General features: G+C 64.1%; 21 protein-coding genes. 9 read left to right on the top strand and 12 right to left on the bottom strand.

Translation table 11 applies throughout. The features are described 5' to 3' along the window. Window positions 1–81: 81 nt before the first annotated feature. The 4 genes from FJ978_RS04525 (at window position 82) to FJ978_RS04510 (ending at window position 3,502) form a co-directional block, all read left to right on the top strand. The gene (locus FJ978_RS04525; protein WP_013891558.1) at window positions 82–306 is read left to right on the top strand and encodes an aa3-type cytochrome c oxidase subunit IV; all 225 of its coding nucleotides are present in this window, start codon (window positions 82–84) and stop codon (window positions 304–306) included. A gap of 86 nt (window positions 307–392) precedes the next feature. After that, complete coding sequence (locus FJ978_RS04520; RefSeq protein WP_013891557.1) at window positions 393–1,673, top strand: Re/Si-specific NAD(P)(+) transhydrogenase subunit alpha; 1,281 nt, start codon at window positions 393–395, stop codon at window positions 1,671–1,673. Next, window positions 1,670–2,098, top strand: a complete 429-nt coding sequence (locus FJ978_RS04515; protein WP_181176650.1) for an NAD(P) transhydrogenase subunit alpha — start codon at window positions 1,670–1,672, stop codon at window positions 2,096–2,098. The genes FJ978_RS04520 and FJ978_RS04515 overlap by 4 nt, the downstream gene beginning before the upstream one ends. Window positions 2,099–2,104: 6 nt before the next feature. After that, entirely contained in the window at window positions 2,105–3,502 is a 1,398-nt protein-coding gene (locus FJ978_RS04510; protein ID WP_140570582.1) for an NAD(P)(+) transhydrogenase (Re/Si-specific) subunit beta, read from the top strand. A 90-nt stretch (window positions 3,503–3,592) separates the two neighbouring features. Here FJ978_RS04510 and FJ978_RS04505 read toward each other — a convergent pair whose 3' ends face one another. From FJ978_RS04505 to FJ978_RS04490, 4 genes are all read right to left on the bottom strand, one after another. Continuing rightward, window positions 3,593–4,519: a hypothetical protein gene (locus tag FJ978_RS04505; RefSeq protein WP_140570580.1), complete on the bottom strand. Its 927-nt coding sequence runs from the start codon at window positions 4,517–4,519 to the stop codon at window positions 3,593–3,595. A 236-nt stretch (window positions 4,520–4,755) separates the two neighbouring features. After that, window positions 4,756–7,227 carry a DNA topoisomerase (ATP-hydrolyzing) subunit B gene (gyrB, locus tag FJ978_RS04500; protein ID WP_140570578.1) on the bottom strand — a complete coding sequence of 824 codons (2,472 nt, stop codon included), beginning with the start codon at window positions 7,225–7,227 and terminating at the stop codon, window positions 4,756–4,758. 145 nt (window positions 7,228–7,372) lie between these two features. Next, window positions 7,373–10,003, bottom strand: a complete 2,631-nt coding sequence (locus tag FJ978_RS04495; protein ID WP_140570576.1) for a caspase family protein — start codon at window positions 10,001–10,003, stop codon at window positions 7,373–7,375. Window positions 10,004–10,084: 81 nt separating this feature from the next. Beyond that, window positions 10,085–10,654 (bottom strand): NADPH-dependent FMN reductase, encoded by a 570-nt coding sequence (locus tag FJ978_RS04490; RefSeq protein WP_140570574.1) that lies wholly within the window; start codon window positions 10,652–10,654, stop codon window positions 10,085–10,087. Between the two features lie 213 nt (window positions 10,655–10,867). Here FJ978_RS04490 and FJ978_RS04485 point away from each other — a divergent pair, with 213 nt between their 5' ends. Further along, window positions 10,868–12,235 (top strand): cytochrome P450, encoded by a 1,368-nt coding sequence (locus FJ978_RS04485; RefSeq protein ID WP_013891549.1) that lies wholly within the window; start codon window positions 10,868–10,870, stop codon window positions 12,233–12,235. A gap of 154 nt (window positions 12,236–12,389) precedes the next feature. Here FJ978_RS04485 and FJ978_RS04480 read toward each other — a convergent pair whose 3' ends face one another. The 7 genes from FJ978_RS04480 to FJ978_RS04445 form a co-directional block, all read right to left on the bottom strand. Continuing rightward, a complete protein-coding gene (locus tag FJ978_RS04480; protein ID WP_140570572.1) occupies window positions 12,390–13,367 on the bottom strand; it encodes a complex I NDUFA9 subunit family protein in 978 nt (325 codons plus the stop codon). A 283-nt stretch (window positions 13,368–13,650) separates the two neighbouring features. Beyond that, the gene (locus FJ978_RS33085; protein WP_246678044.1) at window positions 13,651–14,118 is read right to left on the bottom strand and encodes a hypothetical protein; all 468 of its coding nucleotides are present in this window, start codon (window positions 14,116–14,118) and stop codon (window positions 13,651–13,653) included. Between the two features lie 55 nt (window positions 14,119–14,173). Further along, window positions 14,174–15,175, bottom strand: a complete 1,002-nt coding sequence (locus tag FJ978_RS04465) for an Ldh family oxidoreductase (protein ID WP_140570568.1) — start codon at window positions 15,173–15,175, stop codon at window positions 14,174–14,176. 217 nt (window positions 15,176–15,392) lie between these two features. Next, window positions 15,393–16,202, bottom strand: a complete 810-nt coding sequence (locus FJ978_RS04460; protein WP_140570565.1) for an ABC transporter permease — start codon at window positions 16,200–16,202, stop codon at window positions 15,393–15,395. Beyond that, window positions 16,202–16,915: an ABC transporter permease subunit gene (locus FJ978_RS04455; protein WP_210160835.1), complete on the bottom strand. Its 714-nt coding sequence runs from the start codon at window positions 16,913–16,915 to the stop codon at window positions 16,202–16,204. The genes FJ978_RS04460 and FJ978_RS04455 overlap by 1 nt, the downstream gene beginning before the upstream one ends. 160 nt (window positions 16,916–17,075) lie before the next feature. Further along, complete coding sequence (locus tag FJ978_RS04450) at window positions 17,076–17,876, bottom strand: transporter substrate-binding domain-containing protein (protein ID WP_013891543.1); 801 nt, start codon at window positions 17,874–17,876, stop codon at window positions 17,076–17,078. Between the two features lie 55 nt (window positions 17,877–17,931). Next, complete coding sequence (locus tag FJ978_RS04445; protein WP_013891542.1) at window positions 17,932–18,747, bottom strand: ABC transporter ATP-binding protein; 816 nt, start codon at window positions 18,745–18,747, stop codon at window positions 17,932–17,934. Window positions 18,748–18,957: 210 nt separating this feature from the next. Here FJ978_RS04445 and FJ978_RS04440 point away from each other — a divergent pair, with 210 nt between their 5' ends. The 4 genes from FJ978_RS04440 (at window position 18,958) to FJ978_RS04425 (ending at window position 22,995) form a co-directional block, all read left to right on the top strand. Then, the gene (locus FJ978_RS04440; protein WP_140570564.1) at window positions 18,958–19,830 is read left to right on the top strand and encodes a dimethylarginine dimethylaminohydrolase family protein; all 873 of its coding nucleotides are present in this window, start codon (window positions 18,958–18,960) and stop codon (window positions 19,828–19,830) included. Further along, window positions 19,827–20,474 carry a TetR family transcriptional regulator C-terminal domain-containing protein gene (locus tag FJ978_RS04435; RefSeq protein WP_246678043.1) on the top strand — a complete coding sequence of 216 codons (648 nt, stop codon included), beginning with the start codon at window positions 19,827–19,829 and terminating at the stop codon, window positions 20,472–20,474. The genes FJ978_RS04440 and FJ978_RS04435 overlap by 4 nt, the downstream gene beginning before the upstream one ends. Beyond that, entirely contained in the window at window positions 20,471–22,051 is a 1,581-nt protein-coding gene (locus FJ978_RS04430) for a 5-guanidino-2-oxopentanoate decarboxylase (RefSeq protein ID WP_140570560.1), read from the top strand. Before FJ978_RS04435 ends, FJ978_RS04430 begins: the two co-directional genes overlap by 4 nt. 236 nt (window positions 22,052–22,287) lie before the next feature. After that, complete coding sequence (locus tag FJ978_RS04425) at window positions 22,288–22,995, top strand: SDR family NAD(P)-dependent oxidoreductase (RefSeq protein ID WP_140570558.1); 708 nt, start codon at window positions 22,288–22,290, stop codon at window positions 22,993–22,995. On the opposite strand, the gene FJ978_RS04420 is transcribed toward FJ978_RS04425, so the two are convergent. Next, entirely contained in the window at window positions 22,980–24,848 is a 1,869-nt protein-coding gene (locus tag FJ978_RS04420; RefSeq protein ID WP_140570556.1) for a hypothetical protein, read from the bottom strand. The genes FJ978_RS04425 and FJ978_RS04420 overlap by 16 nt on opposite strands. Window positions 24,849–24,892 lie beyond the last annotated feature (44 nt).

Genomic DNA, 24,892 nt, shown 5'->3' with positions numbered 1-24,892 from the left:
CTGCGATGCGGCAATAGCGCCATTGCTCTTGGCCCGGCTTTTCGCTATGTGCCTCAAAGATGTCTTCGAAGGGGTATTCCTATGGCTGATCACACGCCGAGCGGTCCTGTAGAACTGGGCGCGAAGATGGACTACGCCGAGCATGACCGCACCTATGCGGGCTTTCTCATGCTGGCCAAATACGGATCGCTTTTCTGCGGCGCCATACTCCTGGCGATGGCTTTCGGCTTCTTCGCTGGCGGCTTCTTCTCGGCGACCATCCTGTTCATCCTGATCATGGCCGTTGGCGCTTTCATTCTGCGGTAGACTTTCCAAAACCCTCTTGCCTTGACGTCGCCGGACGCCCCGGCCGACACTTTGCGCAGACAGGTTCCAGCCGAAAGGATCATGCGGTGGGACAGACGGTTTTCATCCCTCGTGAGCTTGACGCGAACGAGCCGCGTGTCGCGGCCTCGCCAGATACGGTGAAGCGGCTGGCCGGGCTTGGCTTCGATGTCGTCGTCGAGACCGGTGCCGGCACCAGGTCGCGCATCCCCGACGAAGAGTTCGCCAAGGCGGGAGCTGCCATCGGCAAGGCCGCGGATGTTGGCAAGGCCGATGTCGTGCTCAAGGTCCGCCGGCCGTCGGAAGCCGAGCTGAAGGGATACAAATCCGGCGCCGCCGTCATCGCAATCATGGACCCCTATGGCAACGATGCCGCCGTCGCGGCGCTGGCCAAGGCCGGTGTCACCGCCTTCTCGATGGAATTCATGCCGCGCATCACCCGCGCGCAATCGATGGACGTCCTGTCCAGCCAGGCCAACCTCGCCGGCTATCAGGCGGTGATCGACGGCGCCTCGGAATATGACCGTGCGCTGCCGATGATGATGACGGCGGCCGGCACTGTTCCTGCCGCCAAGGTGTTCATCATGGGCGTCGGCGTCGCCGGCCTGCAGGCGATCGCCACCGCGCGCCGCCTCGGTGCGGTCGTCACCGCCACCGACGTGCGCCCCGCCGCCAAGGAACAGGTCGCCTCGCTCGGTGCAAAATTCCTGGCCGTCGAGGACGACGAGTTCAAGGCCGCCGAGACGGCAGGCGGCTACGCCAAGGAAATGTCCAGGGAATACCAGGCCAAGCAGGCGGCGCTCACCGCCGAGCACATCGCCAAGCAGGACATCGTCATCACCACGGCGCTGATCCCCGGCCGGCCGGCGCCGAAGCTGGTCTCGGCGGCCATGGTCGCTTCGATGAAGCCGGGCTCGGTGCTCGTCGACCTCGCGGTCGAGCGTGGCGGCAATGTCGAAGGCGCGGTTCCAGGTCAGGTGGTGAACACGGCCAATGGCGTAAAAATCGTCGGCCACCTCAATGTGCCCGGCCGCGTCGCCGCATCCGCCTCGCTGCTCTACGCCAGGAACCTGTTCGCCTTCCTCGAGACGCTGGTCGACAAGACGACCAAGACGCTCGCCATCAACCGCGATGACGATCTGGTCAAGGCAACGATGCTGACCGATGGCGGCAAAGTCGTTCATCCGGCCTTCGCCAAGGCCGATCAGCAGCCTCCAAAGGGCCAATATGTCGAGCCGGCCGCGATCCCGGCCAAGACCATGGTCGCCGACGCTTCGCCCAAGAAGTCCGCGCCCAGGAAGACCGCCGCATCCAAGTCGCCCTCTTCCAAGTCGAAAGGCACAGCGTGATGGATCAGACCCTGCAGAAAGCCCTCGACCAGCTCGACCAGGCCAGTGCTGCCGTCCGGCTTGCAGTGCAGAACCTGGCCAACACTCCTGGTGGCACTGACGCGGCGGGTGACGCCGCGCACGCGCTCTCGGGCGGCGCCATCGATCCCTTCGTCTTCCGTTTCGCCATCTTCGTGCTGGCGATCTTCGTCGGCTACTATGTCGTCTGGTCGGTGACCCCCGCACTGCACACGCCGCTGATGGCCGTCACCAACGCCATCTCCTCGGTCATCGTCGTCGGCGCGCTGTTGGCCGTCGGCATCGCCGCTTCCGGTGTTGCCGCCGGCTTCGGCTTCGTCGCGCTGATGCTGGTTTCGGTCAACATCTTCGGCGGCTTTCTCGTCACCCAGCGCATGCTGGCCATGTACAAGAAGAAGGACAAGTAGAGCGCCATGAACGCCAACTTCGCGTCCTTCCTCTACCTCGTTTCCGGCGTCCTGTTCATCATGGCGCTGCGCGGCCTGTCGCATCCGACCACCAGCCGCCAGGGCAATCTCTACGGCATGATCGGCATGGCCATCGCCATCGCCACCACGCTGGCGCTGGCAACCCCGTCCGCCCCGCGCTTTGGCCTGATCGTGCTTGGCCTCGCCATTGGCGGCGGCGTCGGCGCCGTCACCGCGCGCCGCATCGCCATGACCTCGATGCCACAGCTGGTCGCGGCCTTTCACTCGCTGGTCGGCCTCGCCGCCGTCATGGTGGCGGCAGCCGCCATCTACGCGCCGGAAAGCTTCGGCATCGGCACGGCTGGCGACATCCATGCCCAGGCGCTGATCGAGATGAGCCTTGGTGTCGCCATCGGCGCCATCACCTTCACCGGCTCGGTGATCGCCTTCCTCAAGCTCGACGGTCGCATGTCGGGCAAGCCGATCATGATCGGCGGCCGCCACTTCATCAACGCGGCGCTCGGCGTGGCGCTGATCGTGCTGATCATCCTGCTCGTCACCACCGAGTCAAAACTGGTCTTCTGGCTGATCGTCGCCGCCTCGCTGGTGCTCGGCATCCTGCTGATCATCCCGATCGGCGGCGCCGACATGCCGGTGGTCGTCTCGATGCTGAATTCCTATTCGGGCTGGGCGGCGGCCGCACTCGGCTTCACGCTCGGCAACCTAGCGCTGATCATCACCGGCGCGCTGGTTGGCTCGTCCGGTGCGATCCTGTCCTACATCATGTGTAAGGGCATGAACCGCAGCTTCATCTCGGTCATTCTCGGCGGCTTCGGCGGCGAGACGACTGCTGCCGCCGATGACGGCATAGAGCGCACGGTCAAGCAGGGCTCGGCCGACGACGCCGCTTACCTGATGATGAACGCCCAAAAAGTCATCATCGTGCCGGGCTACGGAATGGCGGTCGCGCAGGCGCAGCACGCGCTGCGCGAAATGGCCGACAAGCTCAAGGCCAACGGCGTCGACGTCAAATACGCCATCCATCCGGTGGCCGGCCGCATGCCCGGCCACATGAATGTGCTGCTCGCCGAAGCCAACGTGCCCTATGACGAAGTGTTCGAACTCGAGGACATCAACTCCGAATTCGCGCAGGCCGACGTCGCCTATGTCATCGGCGCCAACGACGTCACCAACCCGTCCGCGCGCGACGACAAGTCCTCGCCGATCTACGGCATGCCGATCCTCGACGTCGACAAGGCGCGCACCTGCCTGTTCGTCAAGCGCTCGCTCGGCTCCGGCTATGCCGGCATCGACAACACGCTGTTCTACAAGGACGGCACCATGATGCTGCTCGGCGACGCCAAGAAGATGACCGAGGAAATCGTCAAGGCCATGGATCACTGATCCGGGCCGGCAGAAATCTCGACATACAAACGCAAAGAGCCCGGTTTCAAAGCCGGGCTCTTCTCGTTTCTATTTTCTGGACGATTGCGTTCAGGGGTTCGCGAGAAATACCGCTTCCTCGTCGTCGCGCTGCCTGCCGCCAAGCGCCGCGGCGGCACTGGCGATGAAGGCGCCGATGACGAGTGACAGGGCGCCGAGCAGGGCGAAAGTCGCGCTTGCTTTTCGGGCTGTGTCGGCCGCCTGCTGTGCCTTGACCTTGGCATCTTGCGCCTTGGCCAGGACAGCATCGACACGCGTTTTGGCATCCGCCTCGGAGAGGCCGGTGCGCGCGGCCACCAGTTGCGACAGGTATGTCTTGTCCTCCGCGGATACCTCGCCCGCGACGGTACCGGCGATCAGGATGCGCGAGGCCTGCCCCGCCGCGGCGGCCTGATCGCCGGGGTTGCCGGTGGCGAGTTTGGCCGGATCGGCCGGCCGGAACAGCGAATCCACCAGATAGGAGGTCGCATTGTCGGCCGATGCCGATGCGTTGTTGGCATTGGCGGACGCGCCCGCCGACGCTCCCGTGGCGGCGCCCGAAGCCACGTTGGATGCTGCCTGCACGCCCGTTCCAATCGCCGCCGAAAGTGCCGAGCCAAGCACGCCGACGACGAGCAAGGTGGCCAACGCCCAAGCGAGGAAGCCGTGAGCGGTGTCACGGAAATAGACTTCGTCGGTGTGGATGCCGACCCATTTGGTGCGCAGCCGGCCCGCCAGATAGCCGCCGACACCCGACGACAACCACTGCACGACGACAAGCCAGATTGCAGTCGATACGGCGAAACTGGTCGCCGAGAGGCCAGAGCCCGACCAGGGTGAAACCATCGTTAGCCCAAGCCCGGAGCCGAGCAGCATGAGGATGAAGGTCAGCGTCGAGGCCGCGAAGGCACCGGCGATGATCGGTCCCCAGCTGACAGCCGTGGAGGATGATTCCGTTGCAGTCGATACGCCGACAGCCGATAGGGTGGAGGACTGCATGGAGGCCTCCTATCGCATGAAAAGCATGAGAAGAATGATGATCGGAATCGGAACTCCGAGCAGCCACAGTAGAATGCCGCGTCCCATGAAAGCCTCCTGTAAGAAATTGTGATCGACACTGTCACAATGTCTTTGAAGGCCTTCTGTTCCGGCAACTTCTCAATGATTTTGATTGTGCAAGCCGACATTGGCGGGCCCTGGGGCACGCCAATGTCTCAAAAAAGCTTGCACAGACCTCAGATATCCAGATTGGCGACCGATAGCGCGTTGTCCTGGATGAATTCACGCCGCGGCTCGACCTCGTCGCCCATCAGCCGCGAAAACAGCGAGTCCGCGTCGGTGGCGTCATTGACCTTGACCTGCAGCAGCGAGCGCACATTCGGGTCGAGCGTGGTTTCCCAGAGCTGCTCGGCGTTCATCTCGCCGAGACCCTTGTAGCGCTGCATGGTCAGCCCTTTGCGGCCGGTCGCAAAGACGGCATTGAGCAGCGCCAGAGGCCCCGAGACGGTTTCGGAGACATCCTTGCGGCGCAGCACCGGCGGCGTCCCATAGACCTCGCTGAGGCGCTGTGCGTAGCGGTCGAGCTGGCGGGCGTCGGCCGAATTGATCAGTGCCATGTCGAGATGGGCGTATTCCTTGACGCTGCGCACGGTGCGCTCGAACACATAGCCGCCGATCCCTTCGTTCGACGTCGACATCCGCCCTGTCCAGCCGCGCTCGGTATCCTCGGCGATGATGTCGAGACGTTGTGCGACCCGCTCCGCCATCGCGTTGGCGCGGCCGAGGTCGGCAAAGACGTCGGGGTTGAGCCCGCCGGCGATCGCGGCCTGTTCGACCACGCCCCTATTGTAGCGCGTGTGCAGGCCGTTGATGAGCTGGCGCACGGCCAGCGCATCGTCGATGGCGCTGCGCAGGTCCTGCCCGGCCCGAACCTCGCCGGAGCCCAGCGCAAGCGAGGCTTCCTCGAGCCCGGAGCCGATCAGGAATTCCTCGAAGGCGCTCTCGTTCTTGATGTATTGCGAGCTCTTGCCACGCGTCACCTTGTAGAGTGGCGGCTGGGCTATGTAGAGGTGGCCGCGCTCGATCAGTTCCGGCATCTGCCGGAAGAAGAAGGTCAACAGCAAGGTCCTGATATGGGCACCGTCGACGTCGGCGTCGGTCATCAGGATGATCTTGTGATAGCGCAATTTGTCGGCATTGAACTCGTCCTTGCCGATCGAGGTGCCGAGCGCGGTGATCAGCGTGCCGATCATGTCGGAGCCGAGCATCCGGTCGAAGCGTGCCCGCTCGACATTGAGGATCTTGCCGCGCAAGGGAAGGATCGCCTGGTTCTGCCGCGAACGGCCGCCCTTGGCCGAGCCGCCGGCGGAATCACCCTCGACGATGAAGATTTCGGACTTCGCCGGGTCGCGTTCCTGGCAGTCGGCCAGCTTGCCGGGCAGGGACGTGACGCCGAGCGAGCTCTTGCGGGTGATGTCGCGCGCCTTGCGCGCGGCTTCGCGCGCCGCCGCGGCCTGGATCACCTTGTCGATGACCACCTTGCCCTCGGTCGGGTGCTCTTCCAGCCAGGTGCCGAGCGCCTCGTTGACCAGCCCTTCGACCACCGGGCGGACCTCCGACGAGACCAGCTTGTCCTTGGTCTGCGAGGAGAATTTCGGGTCGGGAACCTTGACCGACAGCACCGCCGTCAGGCCTTCGCGGCAATCGTCGCCGATCAGCGAGACCTTTTCCTTCTTGGTCAGGCCCGAGGAGTCGCCATAGCCGGTGATCTGGCGCGTCAGCGCGCCACGGAAGCCGGCCAGATGGGTGCCGCCATCGCGCTGCGGGATGTTGTTGGTGAAGGCCAGCACATTCTCGTGGTAGCTGTCGTTCCACCACATCGCCACCTCGACGGTAATGCCGTCGCGCTCGGCCTTGATGGCGATCGGCTTGTCGATCAGCGGTTTCTTGACCCGGTCGAGATATTTGACGAACTCTTCGAGGCCGCCATCGTAATGCAGCTCATGCCGCAACACGTCGGCATGGCGGGCATCGGTCAAGACGATGCGCACGCCGGAATTGAGGAAGGCGAGTTCACGCAGCCGGTGTTCCAGCGTGCCGAAGTCGAATTCGACCATGGTGAAGGTCTCGGCCGACGGAAAAAAGGTGATTTCCGAGCCGCTGCGCCCCTCATAGGTGCCTGGCTGCTTGTCCTGTTCATAGGCGCCGGTGACTTTCAGCGGCGCGTCCGCATTGCCATGCGTGAAGCTCATCTCGAAGATCTGGCCATTGCGGCGGATTTTGAGCTTCAGCCATGCCGAAAGGGCGTTCACCACGGACACGCCGACACCATGCAGGCCGCCCGACACCTTGTAGGAATTCTGGTCGAACTTGCCGCCCGCATGCAGCTGCGTCATGATCACTTCGGCCGCCGAAATGCCTTCGCCGGTGTGGATATCGGTCGGAATGCCGCGGCCATTGTCGATAACCGTCACCGAACCATCGGGGTTGAGCGTCACCGTGACCAGGTCGGCGTGACCGGCCAGGGCCTCGTCGATGGCGTTGTCGACCACCTCATAGACCATGTGATGCAGGCCCGAACCGTCGTCAGTGTCGCCGATATACATGCCGGGGCGTTTGCGGACGGCGTCCAACCCCTTCAAAACCTTGATGGAATCGGCGCCGTATTCGGCTTCAGCGCCGTTGGTGTTCTCGATCTGGTCGCTCATGAAAACCTGTTGTCTAGATGCCGCTTGTACAGCGCGAAAAATCGGCCCCGAATCGCGCCTCTGCTATGCACAAGATATAGGCGCTAAAGGCGGTTTTTCCAAGGTTTGCAGGCATTTCCGGCCCAAATGCCGAGCCGGCAGCCGGCTATTTTTTTCGGGCGCCGAATTTAGCGACAAGGCCGCGCAGATATTTGATCGTGGGTTTGTCCCTGGGCGCCAGCCGGCCCGTGCGATCGAGCTCCAGCGTCAGGTTCAGCGCCTTGGTCAGCACCGCCTTCGGATCCTTGGCCACATACGCATAGTTGATGTAGGCCTGCACCAGGTCAAATTGCCAGATCGCATTGTTCGGGTCGGACCGGGCCAATTGCTGGCGAATGCCAAGGCTGGCTTCGAAGGCTTTCTTGGAGGCCTCGAAGTGGCGCTGCTTGGTCTCCAGCATGCCGATTTCCGACAGGGTGATCGACAGATCGCGTTGCCAGTCGGAATTGCCTGGGTCGAGCTTCGCCAGCCGGTCGGCAATGGCAAGGCTGTCCTGGTAGTTTTGCAGCGCGTCGCTGGTATTGCCCTGGGCGTCAAGCACGCCGGCAACCTTCTCCAGGCAGACCGACAGGTCGCGCTGCCACTCGGTGTTGGCGGGGTCATCAGCGGCAAGGTCGCGCGCCACGGCCAGTGCTTGCCGGTAGGAAGCCAGTGCCGCCGGCCAGTTCTCCTGGTCGTTGAGTGCGTTGCCGACCTTGGCGTAACTGATCGACAGGTCGCGCTTCAAGTCGGTATCGTTAGGGTCGCGGCGCACCAGGTTTTCGGCGATCGCCTGGCTGTTGCTGTAGGCCACGAGCGCACCGGCGGCGTCGCCGCGCTGGCGCAGCACGTCACCGATCCGCTCCTGGCTGACCGCGACAGCGCGCTGGCGCTCTGGGTCATCGGGTTTGTTCCCCGTCAGCACCAGCCGAATTCTCAGGCTCTCCTCAAAGGCCGTCTGGGCATCGTCCAACTGGCCGGCGGTACGGGCAAGGTCGCCGATCTCGTCATAGCTTATGGTCAGGTCGCGCAGCCGATAGGCGCTGTCCGGCTCGGCATCGGCCAATTTCTGCTTGATCGACAGGCTCTCTCGATAGGCCTGAGCCGCCGCGCCCACGTCGCCTTGCGTCGCCAGCACGTTGCCGATCTTGTCATTGGCCATGGCAAGATCACCGAGCCAGTCCTTCTTGTCCGGCATGCTTGCGGTCAGCGCCTCCAGCATGCCCCTGGCCGCCTCATAGTTTTCGAGCGAGGTCGGCAGGTCGCCTTGCGCCATTTTTATGTTGGCGAGCTTGATGTGGCTGATGGCGAGATCCCGCTTGACGCTGGGATCGGCTTCCTGACGCGACCGCTGCTCGAGATCGCCCAACAGGGCGGTGAAGGCGCGGCCGGCCGCCTCGACATTGCCGACCGTCGTATAGAGCTGACCGAGTTCCTCCAGCGTGCGGCTCTGGCGGTCGGCCTGTTCCAGGTTGAGAGCGGTCTGCCCAGCTTCGCCATACAGCGACAGCACCGTTTCATAGCCCTTGATGGCCGCCGTATAGTTGAGATCGGCGCGCGCGGCACCCGCCGACAAGAACAGTGTTGCGGCCTGCGACAGCGTGCGGTCGACGAAATTCGCCTTCAGCGCCTTGCGCGACACCTCGTCGACAGCGACCGCTTCGGCGAGCTTCGCCTGTGCCGCGCCGAAGGCGCCCAGGGCCAGCTGCTCCTCGGCCTGGCGGCGCAGTTCAGTGACCCGCGGATCGTCGGCAGCCAGCGTCTTCATCTCGGCGCGCACCTTGACGAAGGCGTCGGCCGCCTCGCGCAGCCGGGCATTCAGCCTGTCCGCCGACAGATGGCTGGTGTCGGCGCTGATCAGCGCCCCGTAGAGCGGCGCCAGCGGCATGTCGGCATCGGTGGCGATCTGCTCGACCTGGCCGCGCATTTCCGGCGTCACGTCGGCCATGGCCAGCAGCAGGCGTTCGCGCTCCGGCAACTGTTCCCTGGCGGTGGCGGCGAAGAACAGCTTCGGCAGGCCGCTCTCGACATAGGGCAGCTGTTTGCCGCGCGACAGGTCGTAGACTTCCTGCTGCACCAGCGTCAGCACGGAGCGGATTTCGAGCCCGTCGGTGCCGAGATATTTGGTCAGCGCCGTGGTGAAGGGCGAGTTCTGGCCGGTTCCGTCGGCGGCCGTCTCGCCGGGCGCGGCCGAAAAAGCAAACAGGATGTTTTCCGCCCGGCCAACGCGCCCGAGGCCCGGCTTGACCTTGTCCGCGACATCCTTTGCCAGGGCGGTGGCGCCGCGCCCTTCGCCACCGTTCCCCGAGAACGGATCGCTGCGGCATGCATCGAGCACGATCAACCCGACCTTGGCGGTGGCGGCGACCGCGTCGCGCACCTCTTCCAGCGGCAGGCTGGTCTTGTCCAGCGCGTCGAGCGAGGACGCGTCGGCATCGACCGGCAGCAGCCGGTTGTCGCCTGAGATCTCGACGCCATGGCCGGAGAAATAGACCAGCGCCACGTCGGCACCCTTGGCGTCTTCGCGAAAATCGTCGAGTGCGCGCCGCATGCGCCGCAGATCCCGGTTGGTTTCGAGCACGACCTCGAAACCGAGCTTCTTCAGCGACGCTTCCATCGCCTCGCCGTCGTGAACGGGATTGGCGAGCGCCCGGACCAGCCGGTAATCGTCGTCGGCCATGACCAGCGCCACGCGCCGCTCGGCCACCGCCGTGGCGGTGGTCGCGAGCATCAGCAGCAAGGCAAACAGCAAACGCAAGTGGAACCGCCCCCCGGCTCGGTCGTTTGCCGACCATTCCACCTCTTTATCGCGCGGGCAAGCCGGCCCGAACCGGCTCGTTCAGGCCGCGCGCATCGGCTTCAGTGCCTCGCTCCAGCGCGACAACTCGTCCAGCATGGTCCTGGCTCCGCCAGCCACCTGCTCGCTGGCGTTGAAAGCGCGGTTTTCGTCGAGCAGCTTCTGGTACATCGGCAGCGCGACGCCTTCGGGGATCGGCATGATTCCGACCGATGTCAGTAACGGCTTCAGCGCCTGCGCCGCGCGCAGGCCACCGGAAACGCCGCCATAGCTGAAAATGGCGGCGGGTTTGTATTTCCATTCCCGCGCCAGGTAGTCGACCGCGTTGACGATCGCCGGCGCGACGAAATAATTGTACTCCGGCGCCACGAACACAAACGCGTCGGCGGCGTCGGTCGCCTTCGACCAGGCCTTGGTGTGGTCGTTCTGGTAGTTGCCAAGTCTCGGATGATGCGGCTCGTCCAGCACCGGCAGGTCGAACGCAGCGATATCAGTCAGCACCGGCTCGAATTTTCCATGCTCGCGCGCGAACGCCTCCAGCCACTCGGCAAAAACCGGGCCGGCGCGGCCGGGCCGCGTGCTGCCGATGATGATGTTCAGATGATGTTTCAAGGCGGGCTCCTTCGATTGGCGGTATCGTTGGTGACGGTCCCTACGGCAGAGCGCAACGACGGACAAGGCGGGAGCCTGCGCCCGGCGGTCACGATCGGATGAACGAAGCCGTCTGCTTTCGCGTCTCGCGCTGGCCTGGTTCGTCCTGCCGTTCGGCCACATGGACGCCCGCATCGCCAGTCACTACATTGAGGGGCAACAGCGGAGCACTTCATGGACACGCAGCCCGCACCATTCGTTCCGCCCGCCCCGAAGCCGCGCACGTCGCCGCCTTCGACGCTGGAGATGATCCGCATCGTCTACCGCAACCCGCTCGAACTGTGGGGTGAGCCGACCTATAACGAACCCTGGATTTCGGCCAACGGCGCGGGCGGGCCGCTGGTCATCGCCAACGACCCCGGCCTTATCCGCCATGTGCTGGTCGACAATGCCAAGAACTACAAAATGGCGACGGTGCGCCAGAAGATCCTGCGACCGATCCTGCGCGACGGCCTGCTGACCGCCGAGGGCGAGGTCTGGAAGCGGTCGCGCAAGGCGATGGCGCCGGTGTTCACCCCGCGCCACATTTTCGGCTTCGCCCAGCCGATGCTGAAGCGCACGCGCGAGTTCGCCACCCGCTACGAGGCGGGCGGCATGTCCGATATCGCCCATGACATGACGCTGCTCACCTACGACATCCTGGCCGAGACGCTGTTTTCCGGCGAGATCGCTGGCGAGCAGGGCAGTTTCGCCAATGAGATCGATCGTCTGTTCGAGACCATGGGCCGTGTCGATCCGCTCGACCTGTTGCGCGCGCCCGACTGGCTGCCGCGGCTCACCCGCATCCGCGGGCGCAAGACCATGGCCTATTTCCGCAAGATCGTCACCGACACGGTCAAGATGCGCGAAGAGAAGGTCAGGCGCGATCCCGATGCCGTGCCGCAGGATTTCCTGACGCTCCTGCTCAAGGCCGAGGGGCCAGAGGGGCTGACCCGGGCCGAGGTCGAGGACAACATCATCACCTTCATTGGCGCCGGCCATGAGACCACGGCGCGCGCACTCGGCTGGACGCTTTATTGCCTGGCCGAATCGCCATGGGAGCGCAACAGGGTCGAACAGGAGATCGACCAGGTGTTGGCGCGCGAAGCCGATCCGACGAAGTGGCTGGACGCCATGCCGTTGACGCGCGCCGCCTTCGAGGAGGCGCTCAGGCTCTACCCGCCGGCGCCGTCGATCAACCGCGAACCGATCGTGCCGGAGATGTGGAAGGATCTTTACATCCCCAAGCACGCGGCCGTGCTGGTCATGCCATGGGTCGTTCATCGCCACCGGAAGCTTTGGGACAGGCCCGATGCCTTCCTGCCGGAGCGCTTTCACCCGGGAAACCGCGAAAAGATCGACCGCTTCCAGTATCTGCCGTTCGGCGCGGGGCCGCGCGTCTGCATCGGCGCCAGCTTCGCCATGCAGGAGGCGATCATCGCGCTCGCCATCCTGCTATCGCGCTTCCGCTTCGATGTGACCGCTGAAACGAAGCCCTGGCCGGTGCAGAAACTGACCACGCAGCCGCATGGTGGTTTACCCATGCAGGTCACACCTCGCTAGAGCAATTCCAGGAAAAGTGTGACACGGTTTTCCGTCCGGAATTGCGTAAAAACAAAGAGATAGAGCGGTTCGCCGTTTCCGTGAAACGGTGAAATGCTCTAGGCGGGCCGATAGTCAGGTGATGCCGGCCTGACCTTTGGACGGTTGCGGCAGTTTATGCCGCGGGCTTGCGCTGCTGGAATTGACCGGCGGCGCGGAAGCGCCAGAGGTAGCTGGGCAGGACCGTCGCGATCGATTGCGGCTGGATGCCCAGCCCGGTGAGTGTCCGGTTGGCCTTGGTTGCCGCGTCGGAAACGATGTTGTGCTCGCGCAGCTGCATCACCTGGTCCTTGGTCAGCAGCGGATTGGGCAACAGTCCGAGGATAGAGGCCTGGATGTTGGCCACCCACCACGGCACCGGCACCAGCAGGCGCTTGCGCTCGATCACCTCGAGCAGCTCTTCCATGCATTCCCTGAAGGTGAGCACCTTGGGACCGCCAAGCTCGTAGATCTGGCCGCCATCGACCTTGCCGTCGACCGAGCGCGCCACCGCCTCGGCGACATCGCCGACATAGACCGGCTGCAGCTTGTTGTTGCCGCCGCCGATCAGTGGCAGCACCGGTGAATAGCGCGCCATATTGGCGAAGCGGTTGAAGAAGGAGTCCTCAGGCCCGAAATTGATTGATGGCCGGAAGACCACGGCATCCGCGATCGTCTCCAGCACGGCCTTTTCGCCAAGCGCCTTGGTGCGCGCGTAATCCGATTGGGAGTTCGGATCGGCGCCGAGCGCTGAAATATGGGTGAGGCCGGCGCCGACAGAGCGCGCCGCCTCGGCCACCGCGCGGGCGCCGAACTCGTGCACGGCGGAGAATTTCTGCCGGCCGCTCTCATGCAGGACGGCGACTAGGTTGATGACATGGTCGGCGCCTTGGACGGCGCGGTCGACCGACCAGCGCACCCGCACATTGGCCTGTACCGGCTGGATCTGGCCGACATTGCCGAGCGGCTGCAAATGGCCTGCAAGGTCAGGCCGCCGGCAGGCGACCCGGATGCGATAGCCGCGCTTGGCCAGCGCGCGCACGACATGGCGGCCGACAAAGCCGGACCCGCCAAACACGACGACGAGCTTCGGGGTCTGCAAGATTTCGGTCATGGCGGGCTCCGGCGCACGTTCCAGATGGCTTGGCTGAAGCCGTTTCATAGTCCGTTTTGCGCCAAAGGCAAAGGGTGACGCGACGTCGCTGTCACCCTTGTCTCCGCGCAATTCCAGGAAAAGTGCAAGGCGGTTCTTCCTTGGGAATTGCGTCAGGACAAAAACACCTCAGAACGCCTTGCCGATGCGGGCGTCGACGCAGAAAACCCCGCCGAAGCGGGGTTTTCCGGATGACATCCATGCGAAGCCAGGGGCCGACGGAGCGGCCTGACCTGAGACGGTATCAGGAGGGCGTGAAGCAAGTACGCCCACCCCAGCCCTGAACATCCGACATGGTGCCACCGACCTTCTTGCAGGCCGCGACGAAATCGGCGCTGCAATTGGCGAATTTGGCGTGGCCGTTCTTGCAGTAATGGTCCTCGGTGGCGCCGCCGCTCGGGGCGGTGATGACGCCGGGCGTGGACGGTTTCACCGGAGCGGCCTTCAACGTGGCTGCCTGGGTGGCGCCCATGAACGAGCCGAGAAGAAGGACCGCGTGAGCATGGTGATCTTGGTGTTGGTCATGGCAATTTTCCTTTTGATTCCGGTTGGGTTTTCCGAGGCGCGAAGGGACATCCTCCGCGTGAAGCAGGCTTTCGCTTTCGGTTTGCTGTTTCCCCCGGCGTGGATCGGGCAAGCTCGCCTTGCCCTGGACAAAGCTGGGTGTTTGCAAAGCGCAAAAAGGTTCAGCGGCGCGCAGAAAAAAACGCACCGCGCCGCGCCCTGCGCCGGCAGTCTTCAGGTAACTGTCTGAAATAATGGACTATTCAGGCTGAATAGCGCTCGGCGAATTCGGAAATGCGCTGCACGACCGCCTTCGGCGCGGTGATGCCGCGTGCCTGCGCCTTCTCGGCTGCCTCTGCCCGGGCGCGCCCCGGCACATGGACGCCGTAGCGGCGGCGCAGCCGGTCGAGCTGGTCCTTCATGCGCTGCTCGAAATCCGGATCGAGCAGCTTGGGTTCGACGGCAAGCACGAACAGGCCGGTTCCGGGGCTGTCCGGGCCGCCGCTGAACCATGGCGCGTCGAGCGACCAGTTGGCGCCCGACAGGCCGGCTGCCAGCACTTCGACCATCAGCGCGATGTTGGCGCCGCGCTGGCCGCCGAAGGCAAGCATGGCGCCCTTCATGGCGGCCGCCGGATCGGTGGTCGGGTTGCCGCTCTCGTCCAGCGCCCAGCCTTCGGGAATTTTCTTGCCGTCCTCGGCCGCCTTGCGGATGTTGACGAAAGCGGTGGCGCTCGACGACTGGTCGATGACCAGCGGCGCGCCGTCGGCGGCAGGGGCGGCGAACGACATCGGGTTGGTGCAATAGACCGGCTTGACCGAGCCGGAACCAGCCAGAACGGCCGGGCCATTGGTGGCGGCGAACGACACCAGCCCTTGCGCCGCCAGCCGGCCGGTGAAGTAGCCGAGCGCGCCGCATGTATAGGCATTCTTCTGCGAGAAGATGGCGACGCCGAACAGCCTTGCCGCCTTGGCGAGGTCGTCGATGGTGCGGTCGAAGCCGGTATGCGCCAGCCCGCCGCGCGCGTCGGAGAGATAGACCGCCAGCGCCGGCCTTGTGATCACCGGATCGGCGTTGCCGTCGATGCGGCCGGCCTCGAGCGCTTCGAGATAATCGATGAAATGCGTGAGCCCCACGCTCGAAAGCCCTTCTGCCTCGGCCGATATGATCGAGGCGGTGAGCGATTGCGCCGCTTCTTCATTGGCGCCGGCGCCGAGTGCCGCCATCCGGCACAGTCCTCTTGCCTGGTCGAGACTGAGTTGCATCGTAGCTGCCTTCAAGTGGGTAGGGAGTGGTGGGTAGTGAATAGAGGATGCGGCGAGCCGCTTCCACTCACTATTCGCTACTCACTCCTCACGAGAGCAATTCCAGGAAAAGTGTGACACGGTTTTCCCGGGAAAAGCGCGTAGCGCTTTCCCTTGGGAATTGCGTAAAAACAAAGAGATAGAGCGGTTCGCCGTTTCCGTGAAACGGTGAAATGCTCTAGCCGATCTTGTTCGGGATGCGCGCCTCTATCCTGCCGAAGGCGAACACCAGGATGCCGGTGATCGTCATGTAGATCAGCGCCAGCAGCAGCAAGGGTTCGTAGGTGAGGTAGGTGTCCTGCCGCACCTTGGACGAAACCGCGAAGATATCGATGACGCTGATCGTCGCCACCAGCGGCGTCGATTTCAATTGCAGCACGGTCTCGCCGGTCAGTGTCGGCAGCGCCCTGTAGAAGGCCTGCGGCAGCCAGATGCGCCGAAAGATTTTCCAGCGGCTCATGCCAAAGGCGCGAGCCGCCTCCAATTGTCCCTTGGGTACGCCGGCAAAGGCACCGCGCATCACCTCGCCCTCGTAACCGGCGAACGACAGGGTCAGCGCCAGCACGCCATAAGGCCAGGCTTGCCGCAGATACGGCCACATCCAGGATTCGCGAATCCACGGATATTGCGGAAACAGCGAACCGAGGCCGTAATAGAGCAGCCACAGCTGGATCAGCAGCGGCGTTCCCCGGATCACCGTACAGAAGGCCTTGGCGGGTGCCGCGAACCAGAACGAGCCGGTGGCCTGCGCCAGCCCGAGCGGCACGGCGAGCAGGAAGCCGAGCACGCAGGTAACGGCCAGGATCCATAGTGAACGCCAGATGCCGAGCAGGCCCATCTCGTAATACTGCGGCAGCCAGTCCCAGCGCATGAAGAATATGGCACCCAGAACCAGCCCCAGCGCGACCAGGATCAGCACGATGCGGTGCGGCTGCAGCCATAGCGACGTTCGCGCGACAACGTTGATGACGGCCGCTTCGTTCGCCATCAGCGTGCTTCCTTGAGCGAAGGCATGCCGCGCCGCGACCATGCCTCGACGCGGCCGATAAGGAAATTGGAAATCAGCGACAGCAGCAGGTAGAGAACGGCTGCGGCGAAAAAGAAGGTGAAATAGGCTTTGGTGACGCCTGCGGCCTGCCGCGTTGCCAGCGCCAGTTCGTAGAACCCGACGACCGCCAGCAGGGCGGTGTCCTTGGTGGCGATCAGCCAGAGGTTGGCGAGGCCCGGTATGGCAAACGGCAGCATGGCCGGCAGGGTTATGCGCCGCAGCATCAGGCCGGGAGACATTCCGTAGGCACGGGCGGCTTCGATCTGGCCCTGCGGAATAGCCAGGATCGCTCCGCGTATCACCTCGGTCGAATAGGCGCCCTGGACGAAGCCGAGCACGGCGATGCCGGCGGCAAGGCCACTGATGTCGACGCGCTGGTAGCCCATTGCCGTCAGCGCCTGGTTGATCAGGTCGGTTCCGGCATAATAGAGCAGCAGGATCAGCACCAGTTCGGGCACGGCGCGCACGACGGTGGTGTAAACCGCCAGCAGATCACGCACCACCGGCCCGCCATAAAGCTTGCCGAAGGCGCCGCCAGTGCCGATCAAAAGGCCGAGGCAAGTGGCCCCGAGCGCGATCTCGATCGAATGCAGAAGTCCGAGCAGAAGCGTTCCGCCCCAGCCTGGTGGGTTGGGCGAGAGAAGCTCGATGATGCCGGCCGCCGAGGCCGAAAGAAATGCGTCGATCAGCTTTGCCCCCGGATTGCTGGCGTCAGCCGCTGGCCATTTTCGTCAGCGAAAGCGTGCGTGGACAGGTTCAGGCGAAACCGCACGACGCACGATGCGCCGCGCGGCCACAAGCCAAGCTTGCCAATCAGTTCGACTGCGCGCCGCCGCCGCCGTAAATGTCGAAATCGAAGTACTTCTTCGAGATCTCGTCATACTTGCCGTTGGCGCGGATCGCCTTGATACCGGCGTTGATCTTTTCCTTCAGGTCGGTGTCTTCCTTGCGCACGCCGGCGCCGACGCCCGGTCCGAGCACTTCGTCGTCCGGAGCCACCATGCCCTTCAGGTCGCAGCATGCCTTGCCCTGGTCGGACTTGAGGAATTCGCCGAGCGCGATGGAATCGGCCTGCACCGCGTCCAGCCGGCCGGCGGCGAGATCGTTGTTGGCTTCGTCCTGGGTCTGGTACTCCTTGATCTCGGAAGCCGTGGCGCCGAAGTGCTTCTTGGCGTAGACGGCATGTACGGTCGACACCTGGACGCCGACGACCTTGCCCTTGAGGTCTTCAGGCGTGGAGCCGAATTTCTGGTCCTTCGGTCCGATGATCGCCGTCGGCGTGTTGTAATACTTGTCCGAGAAATCGATCGTCTTCTCGCGCTCCGCGGTGATCGACATCGAAGAGACGATGAGGTCGATCTTCTTGGTGGTCAGCGCCGGGATGATGCCGTCCCAGGCAACAGGCGTGATGACGCAGTCGAGCTTCTCCTCGGCGCATACGGCGTCGATGAACTCGATCTCCCAGCCGACCCATTTGCCCGAGGCGTCCGGCGAGGTGAAGGGCGGATAGGGCTCGGCGGCGACGCCGATCTTGACCGGATCGGCCTTGGCGACGCCCATGGCGGCGACGCCGAGCAGCAGCGCCGCGGCGAATGTCTTCAGAACAGTCTTCATTTTCAAACTCCCAGTTTGTTGTTGGTTCCCGGTTTTCTTCCGTCCCGGCCTGTCCCTAGCCGATGTTGCGGATGAACTGCTTGAGCCTTTCGGATTTCGGTGCGCCGAAGATCTGCTCCGGCGGCCCTTCCTCCTCGACCAGCCCGTTGTAGAGATAGACGACGTGGGTCGCGACCTCGCGGGCGAACTTCATCTCGTGGGTGACCAGCACCATGGTGCGGCCTTCGCGCGCCAGGTCGCCGATCACCTTCAGCACTTCGCCGACCAACTCGGGGTCGAGCGCCGAGGTCGGCTCGTCGAACAGCATGACGCGCGGATTGATGGCAAGCGCGCGAGCGATCGCGGCGCGCTGCTGCTGGCCGCCTGAAAGATAGGCCGGATAGACATCGCGCTTTTCGGCAAGCCCGACGCGCGCCAGCAATTTCTCGGCCTGGGCGATAGCCTCGTCGCGCTTGACGCCGAGCACATGCACCGGAACCTCGATGACGTTCTCGATCAGCGTCATGTGGCTCCACAGGTTGAAATTCTGGAACACCATGCCGAGCTTGGAGCGGATGCGCTCGATCTGCTTGCGGTCCGCCGGAACGGTGTGGCCATAGCTGTCGGCCCTGAGCTTGATCTCCTCGCCGTTGACGCGGATGATGCCGCTGGTCGGGTTTTCCAGGCAGTTGATGCAGCGCAGCAGTGTCGATTTGCCCGAGCCCGAGCCGCCGATAATGGCGATCACCTCGCCGTCGCGCGCCGACAGCGACACGCCCTTCAGCACGTGCAGTTCGCCGAATTTCTTGTGCAGGTTCTCGACGTGGATGGCTTCGGCGGCGCCGTCCTGCACCTTGCCGGATTGGACTGTGGCAGCTTCCACCACGGTCACTGGGCGACCTCTGTAGGGTCGGCGGTTCGTCGAACGTCTATCCGGCTAATCAACATATACGCTGTACTGCCCACTCCAGACTTCAGCATGGACCCAACGGCGAGAGCCCGTCAATCCTGCTCATTACGGCACTTGCGAGCTTGTTGTGCAAGTGTATAAATAGCCTTCCATGAAATTTTTTCGATTTTTTTCAGCAGAAAAAGGGCCTCTATGAGCGCTTTCGGATCACAGTCCATGGCGGCGCCGCTGCGACGCGTGCTGATGCGGTCGGCGGCCAACGCCATGCGCAATGCCGACAGGGATGCCTGGCACTATGGCCCGGGTTTCAATCCGGCGAAAGCGGCATCGCAGCACGCGCTCCTTGCTGAACTGGTGACGGCTTCCGGTGCCGAGATCGAATGGATCGAGGACACCGCGGATGGACTTTCGGACTCGGTGTTCACGCACGACCCGTCGCTGATGACCGACCGCGGCGCGTTGATCCTGTCCATGGGCAAGCCCTTGCGCGCCAGGGAACCTTCGCTGCATGAGGAAACCTACCGAAGGCTGGGCATTCCAATCCTCGGCCGGGTCGAGGCTCCCGGCCAGGTCGAAGGTGGTGATTGTGTATGGCTTGATGCCCGCACGCTGGTGATCGGGCGCGGTGTCCGCTCCAACCAGGAAGGCATCCAGCAGGTTTCCAACCTGCTGACGCCGCTCGGCGTTTCCGTCTACGGCTTTGACCTGCCGCTGTGGCAGGGCCAGGAGGCGTGCCTGCATCTGATGTCGGTGATCAGCCCGCTGGCCGACGACCTCGCACTGGTCTATTCACCGCTTTTGCCGGCCCCGTTCTATCAGATGCTGAAGGCGCGCAACATCCGGCTGGTCGAAGGCGACGCCGAAGAGTTCGCGGCTTCCAATGGCCTTAGCCTGAACGTGTTGCCGACCAGCCCACTCAAGGTCATTGCCGTTGCAGGCTTTCCAAAGACCAAAGCCGCGATGGAAGCCGCCGGCTGCACGGTCGAAATCTTCGAGGCGGATGCGCTCTGCATCGCCTGCGAGGGCGGGCCGACATGCCTGACACGGCCGATCCTGCGCCAATGAATACGCCGTCCCGCCGCAGCTTCCGTCGCGAGGGCGAGGAGCGGCGGCGGCAGGATCTGATCGAGGCCACCCTGGACAGCGTGGCGGAACATGGCCTGCAGGGCGCCACCTTGCGCACCATCGCATTGCGTGCCGGCGTCACCGCCGGGCTGATCCGGCACTATTTTCCCAGCAAGGAAGAATTGCTGCAGGAAGCCTATGCGGCGCTGATGGGCCGCATGACCGAGCAGGCGAAAGCGGCGTTGGTCATGGAAGACGCCTCGCCTCGTCAGCGTCTTGCGGCTTTCATCACCGCCAACCTCGATGCGCCGATCATCGACGCGCGGGTGTTTTCGCTCTGGGCAACCTTCATCGGCCGCGCCAGCGCGGATCCGACCCTGGCCCATGCCCACCGCGAAGGCTACCTTGGTTTTCGCAATGAGGTGGAAGCGGTCGTGGCCGAGGTGCTCGCCGCCGAACGGCGCAATCCGGACACAAGCCAATTGCGCCACCATGCCATCGCGATCAATGCGATTATCGACGGACTCTGGATCGAAGGCTGCCTGGCCGGCGAGATGTTCTCGCCCGGCGAACTGGCGGCGATTGGCATCAAGACCGTCGAGGCCGAACTAGGCCTTGCGCCGGAAGGGAAGAAAAACCAATGACGACACTCGGCGAGGCCCTTATCACGCTGCTTGAAGCGCATGGCGTCGATACCGTCTTCGGCATCCCAGGCGTCCACACGGTCGAGCTTTACCGCGGCCTGGCGCGCTCGAAGATCCGTCACGTCACGCCGCGCCATGAGCAGGGCGCCGGCTTCATGGCCGACGGCTATGCCCGCGCCAGCGGTAGGCCGGGCGTCGCTTTCGTCATCACCGGACCGGGGCTGACCAACACCATCACCGCCATGGGCCAGGCGCGCGCCGATTCGGTGCCGATGCTGGTCATCTCGGGCGTCAACGCCATGCCGACCCTGGGCAAGGGGCTGGGCTTTCTGCATGAGCTGCCGGATCAGCGCGGCATGATGGAAACGGTGGCCCTGTTTTCGCAACGCATTACCGAAGCCGATGAATTGCCCGGCGCGCTGGCACGGGCCTTCGCGCTGTTTTCGTCTTCCCGCCCCGGCCCGGTGCATATCGAGATCCCGACCGATGTCATGGTCAAGACGGCGGACGGCATCGCTGCCCTGTTGAGCAACGCCGCGCCGCCCGCGCCCGACGGCGCGGCAATTGCGGATGCGGCCAAACTCATCGCCGCCGCGCGCCGTCCGCTGATCCTTGCCGGCGGCGGCGCCAAGCGTGCCGACATGGCGCTGCGTCGCCTGGCTGAGAAGATGGGCGCACCGGTCGTCGAGACCACCAATGCGCGCGGCCTGCTGCACCGCCATCCGCTCTGCGTTCCGGCAAGCCCGAGCCTGAAGGCGGTTCGCGCCCTGATGGCGGACGCCGATCTGGTGATTGCCGCCGGCACGGAATTCGGGCCGACCGACTATGACGGCTATGGCGACGGCGGCTTCGTCCTGCCTTCCAATCTGATCCGCATCGACATCGGCGCCGACCAGCTTGCGCGACGTCCGGTGACAGTCGCCATCCAGGCCGATTGCACCGAGGCGATCGAGGCCCTGCTTGCCGCGATCGGCGCCGCTCATCCGGCCGCGCCGGACGGCCAGGTACGCGCCGCCGCTGCACGCGAGGCCGGCTTTGCCGAGCTGAGCCCGGCCTATGTGGCGCAGGTGCATGCGGTGGAAATGATACGCGACACCTTGCCGGGCGCGATTATCGTTGGTGATTCGACACAACCGATCTATGCCGCCAACCTCTACTATGATCACGACCGGCCAGGCGGCTGGTTCAACGCCTCCACCGGCTTCGGCGCGCTCGGCTACGGCCCGCCGGCGGCGATCGGCGCAGCGCTTGCCATGCCCGATGCGCCGGTCATTTGCCTGACTGGCGACGGCGGGTTCCAGTTCACGTTGCCTGAGCTCGGCGCGGCGCTCGATGCCGCGGCCCCTGTCATCTTCGTCGTCTGGAACAATCGCGGCTATCGCGAGATCGAAACCTCGATGCTCGATGTCGGCGTGGAACCTGTCGGCGTATCGCCGGCGCCGCCGGATTTCTGCAAGCTGGCCGAGGCCTATGGCATCGGCGCCGAACGGCTGGCCGATGTCGGCGCCTTGCCGCGGGCCCTGAAGCGCGCCCGGGCGACGGGACTGCCGTGCGTCATCGAAATCACGATCGATTGAAGCCTTCAGGACAGCGTTGATTTTCCATCCAGCATCGTATCCTTCGCCGGCTTGGCTTTTGCGCGGGTATGAGCAGCGGCCCGCGGCTCTGCCTGTCGCACGGCTGCCTGACGCATGCAAAGACGTGACGGCTGCCATGTCGAGATATCAATTGAGTGATCGCCCGAAAGGCGCGACGCTTCGCGTCGGGCGGCAACAAGCGACAAAATCATAAAAAACGACAGGAGCGGTCCAGGATGACGGAAACACTCAAGGGCAGGCATATCGTTGTGACCGGCGGAACCGGAGCGCTCGGTGGCGCGGTGGTTGGCAGGCTGCTGGAACAGGGCGCGATCTGCCACGTCCCGAACGCGCACGCCGCCGCACCCCAGCATTTTCCTTTCGCCGCGCACGAGAACGTCAAGCTGGCGCACAATGTCGACCTGTCGGACTCCGCCAAGGTCGAGGCCTTCTATGCTCAAGTTCCCGCCTTGTGGGGGTCCGTCCATCTGGCCGGCGGCTTTGCCGCGGCGCCGGTGGAAAAGATCGAATCGGCGTCCTTTGCCGAGATGATGGACACCAATGCCCGCACCACCTTCCTGTGCAGCCGCGCGGCCATCCGCTCGATGCTGGAGTCAGGCATTGCCGGCCGCATCGTCAATGTCACCGCGCGTGCCGGGCTCGACCTCAGGCGCGGTGCCGGCATGGTTGCCTACGCGGCCAGCAAGGCAGCCGTCGCGGCGATGACGGTGGCGATGGCGGAAGAACTCAAGGCCGAGGGTATCCTGGTCAATGCCGTGGCGCCGTCGACGCTCGACACGCCGGCGAACCGTGCCGATATGCCGGACGCCGATTTCACCAGATGGGTCAGCCTCGAAGCCGCGGCCGAGGCCATCGCCTACCTGGCCTCACCCGCCAATCAGGCGATGAGCGGAACGCTGGTGCCGCTCTACGGCCGGGCCTGAACCGCGAGCGTCGAAGCCGGGCACACGGCATCCGATCCATCGGCATTGCGATAGCTGTAGATCCGCAGCGGCGATGAAGCGGCTGTGGGGCACTCGCGCAACCATGCCGGCGGCCGGCCTTCAATCAACCCCGCCGCGAATGGATAGGCGGCTTCCAGCGCCGGCAAAGGCGGGCCTCGCCAGGCGCAAATCGCGACATGCGTTGCCTTGGTGGCATCGAGTATCGCGCGTGGGTCGGTGGTCGCCGGATCAAGAAAACGGTAGCTTCGTTCGATTCCCTTGGCCGACGGATGATTGGCGATCGTCACCACCTTGGGACCGTCGGCAAGGGCAACGAAACGCGAGCCGACCAGCGGTGGGGAAAGGACAATGGCGCCTGCCGGCCAACCCTGTTCAGGCTCAAAAGGGCTGGAATAGCAGTTATCGGCGAGCTCGCCCGCAGGAACCGCCGCTTCGGACGGTTTTACCGACAGGTTGTACAGCGCCATTGCGACGGACAAAACGAGACCCGGCAGGATCAACGTATATCTGCGCGATGCCGCCGGCACCGGAGATTTCAAATAGCGTCCCAACCTCGCATCCGGCGACAGCAGGCTCGCCAGGACGAAAACGAGGCCTATGCCGGCAAAGATCGGAAGGTAGCGGTAGTAGCGGACATAACCGACCGCAAGCACCAGCGCGAGCAGCGAGAACAGGGCCAATATCACGAGAGGCCGGCTTCGACCGTGCCGCCCGGCGCAGATGACGGCTGGCGCAAGCGCGCCGATAAACAGCAGCGCCATGCTGGGAAAGCCTGTCGACAGGACGACATCAGGGCGCCGGAACAGGCTCATTTCCTGAAGAATTCTGTTGATCATGTTGTCGCGGACATAGGCGTCGAGCGAAGCGTAGGGGCTGGCCAGGCATTGCGGAAATAGCTTGGCAAGCGCCGCGGCACTTGCCGCCGCGAACACCAGCAGGATTGCCGTGCGCATGGGCCATCCTCCACGCCGGCCGGCAAGCAAAGGCACGACGGCAAATGAAAGCCCGGCCGCGACCAGAGCCGTCACGTGCGGCGTCGAATAGGTGTCGCATCTGACCGCGGTATAGGCGGAAGGCGGCACGATCGCCGCGAACAGGCCGATCGCCCCGGCAGCCAAGGCGATGCCGAAACCGACGATCCGGCTTTCACCGCCCTCGCGGTCAAAAATCCAGTCGAAGGCGTAGACCGCGATCACCAGCGCATAGAACGGCGCGAACTCGGCGCTGACGGCGATTGACAGGGCCGTCAGCAGCCCGTTGACGAAGGCGGAAAAGCGATTTCGCGACATCATCAACACCAGCGCTGCCAGAAGCAGCATGATTTGCAGATTGTGATAGTCGATCCGTCCCGGGGCGAATTCGAAAAAGGTGCGCGCGGCAAAGATCAATGCCAACGGGAATGCAACGGCCGGATAAGCAAAGCCGGTGGCGATCACCAGCCGGTTGTAGAAATAGAGCGCCGGCGCAAGCAGCAGCAGCGGGACGGCGAAGCTTGCCAGCATCAGAGCCGGCTCGAAGCCGGCGAACGGGGTGACCAGCCGCGCGAAGGCGGCATAGGGCAAGTCCACGATCCATGGCCAGTGCGAGACATAGGGCTCGGGCTGGACGATACCGGGCAGCGTCCGATCGAAGATATTGCCCGTCTCAAGCAAGGTACGGATTTCGTGGAGCTTGAGCAGATCGTCCGCGTCATTGTTGAGCCTGAAGCCCAGGCACCAAAGGGCGGTCATCAGGATCGCCATTGCGCAAAAGCAGAACAGGACAGGCGCGTTGGTGTAAAGACGCAGCAACCAGGAAGGTCGCGCGGCGGCATTGTTGGCGCCATTGCTCATGGAAGGTATTCCCTTGGACCACTGGCAAATACGCGACGAAGTTT

The sequence above is a fragment of the Mesorhizobium sp. B1-1-7 genome (assembly GCF_006442705.1).
Taxonomy (GTDB): domain Bacteria; phylum Pseudomonadota; class Alphaproteobacteria; order Rhizobiales; family Rhizobiaceae; genus Mesorhizobium; species Mesorhizobium opportunistum.
The sequence above is the reverse complement of the archived record's forward strand: the minus strand, read 5'-3'. Positions and strand labels throughout refer to the sequence as shown.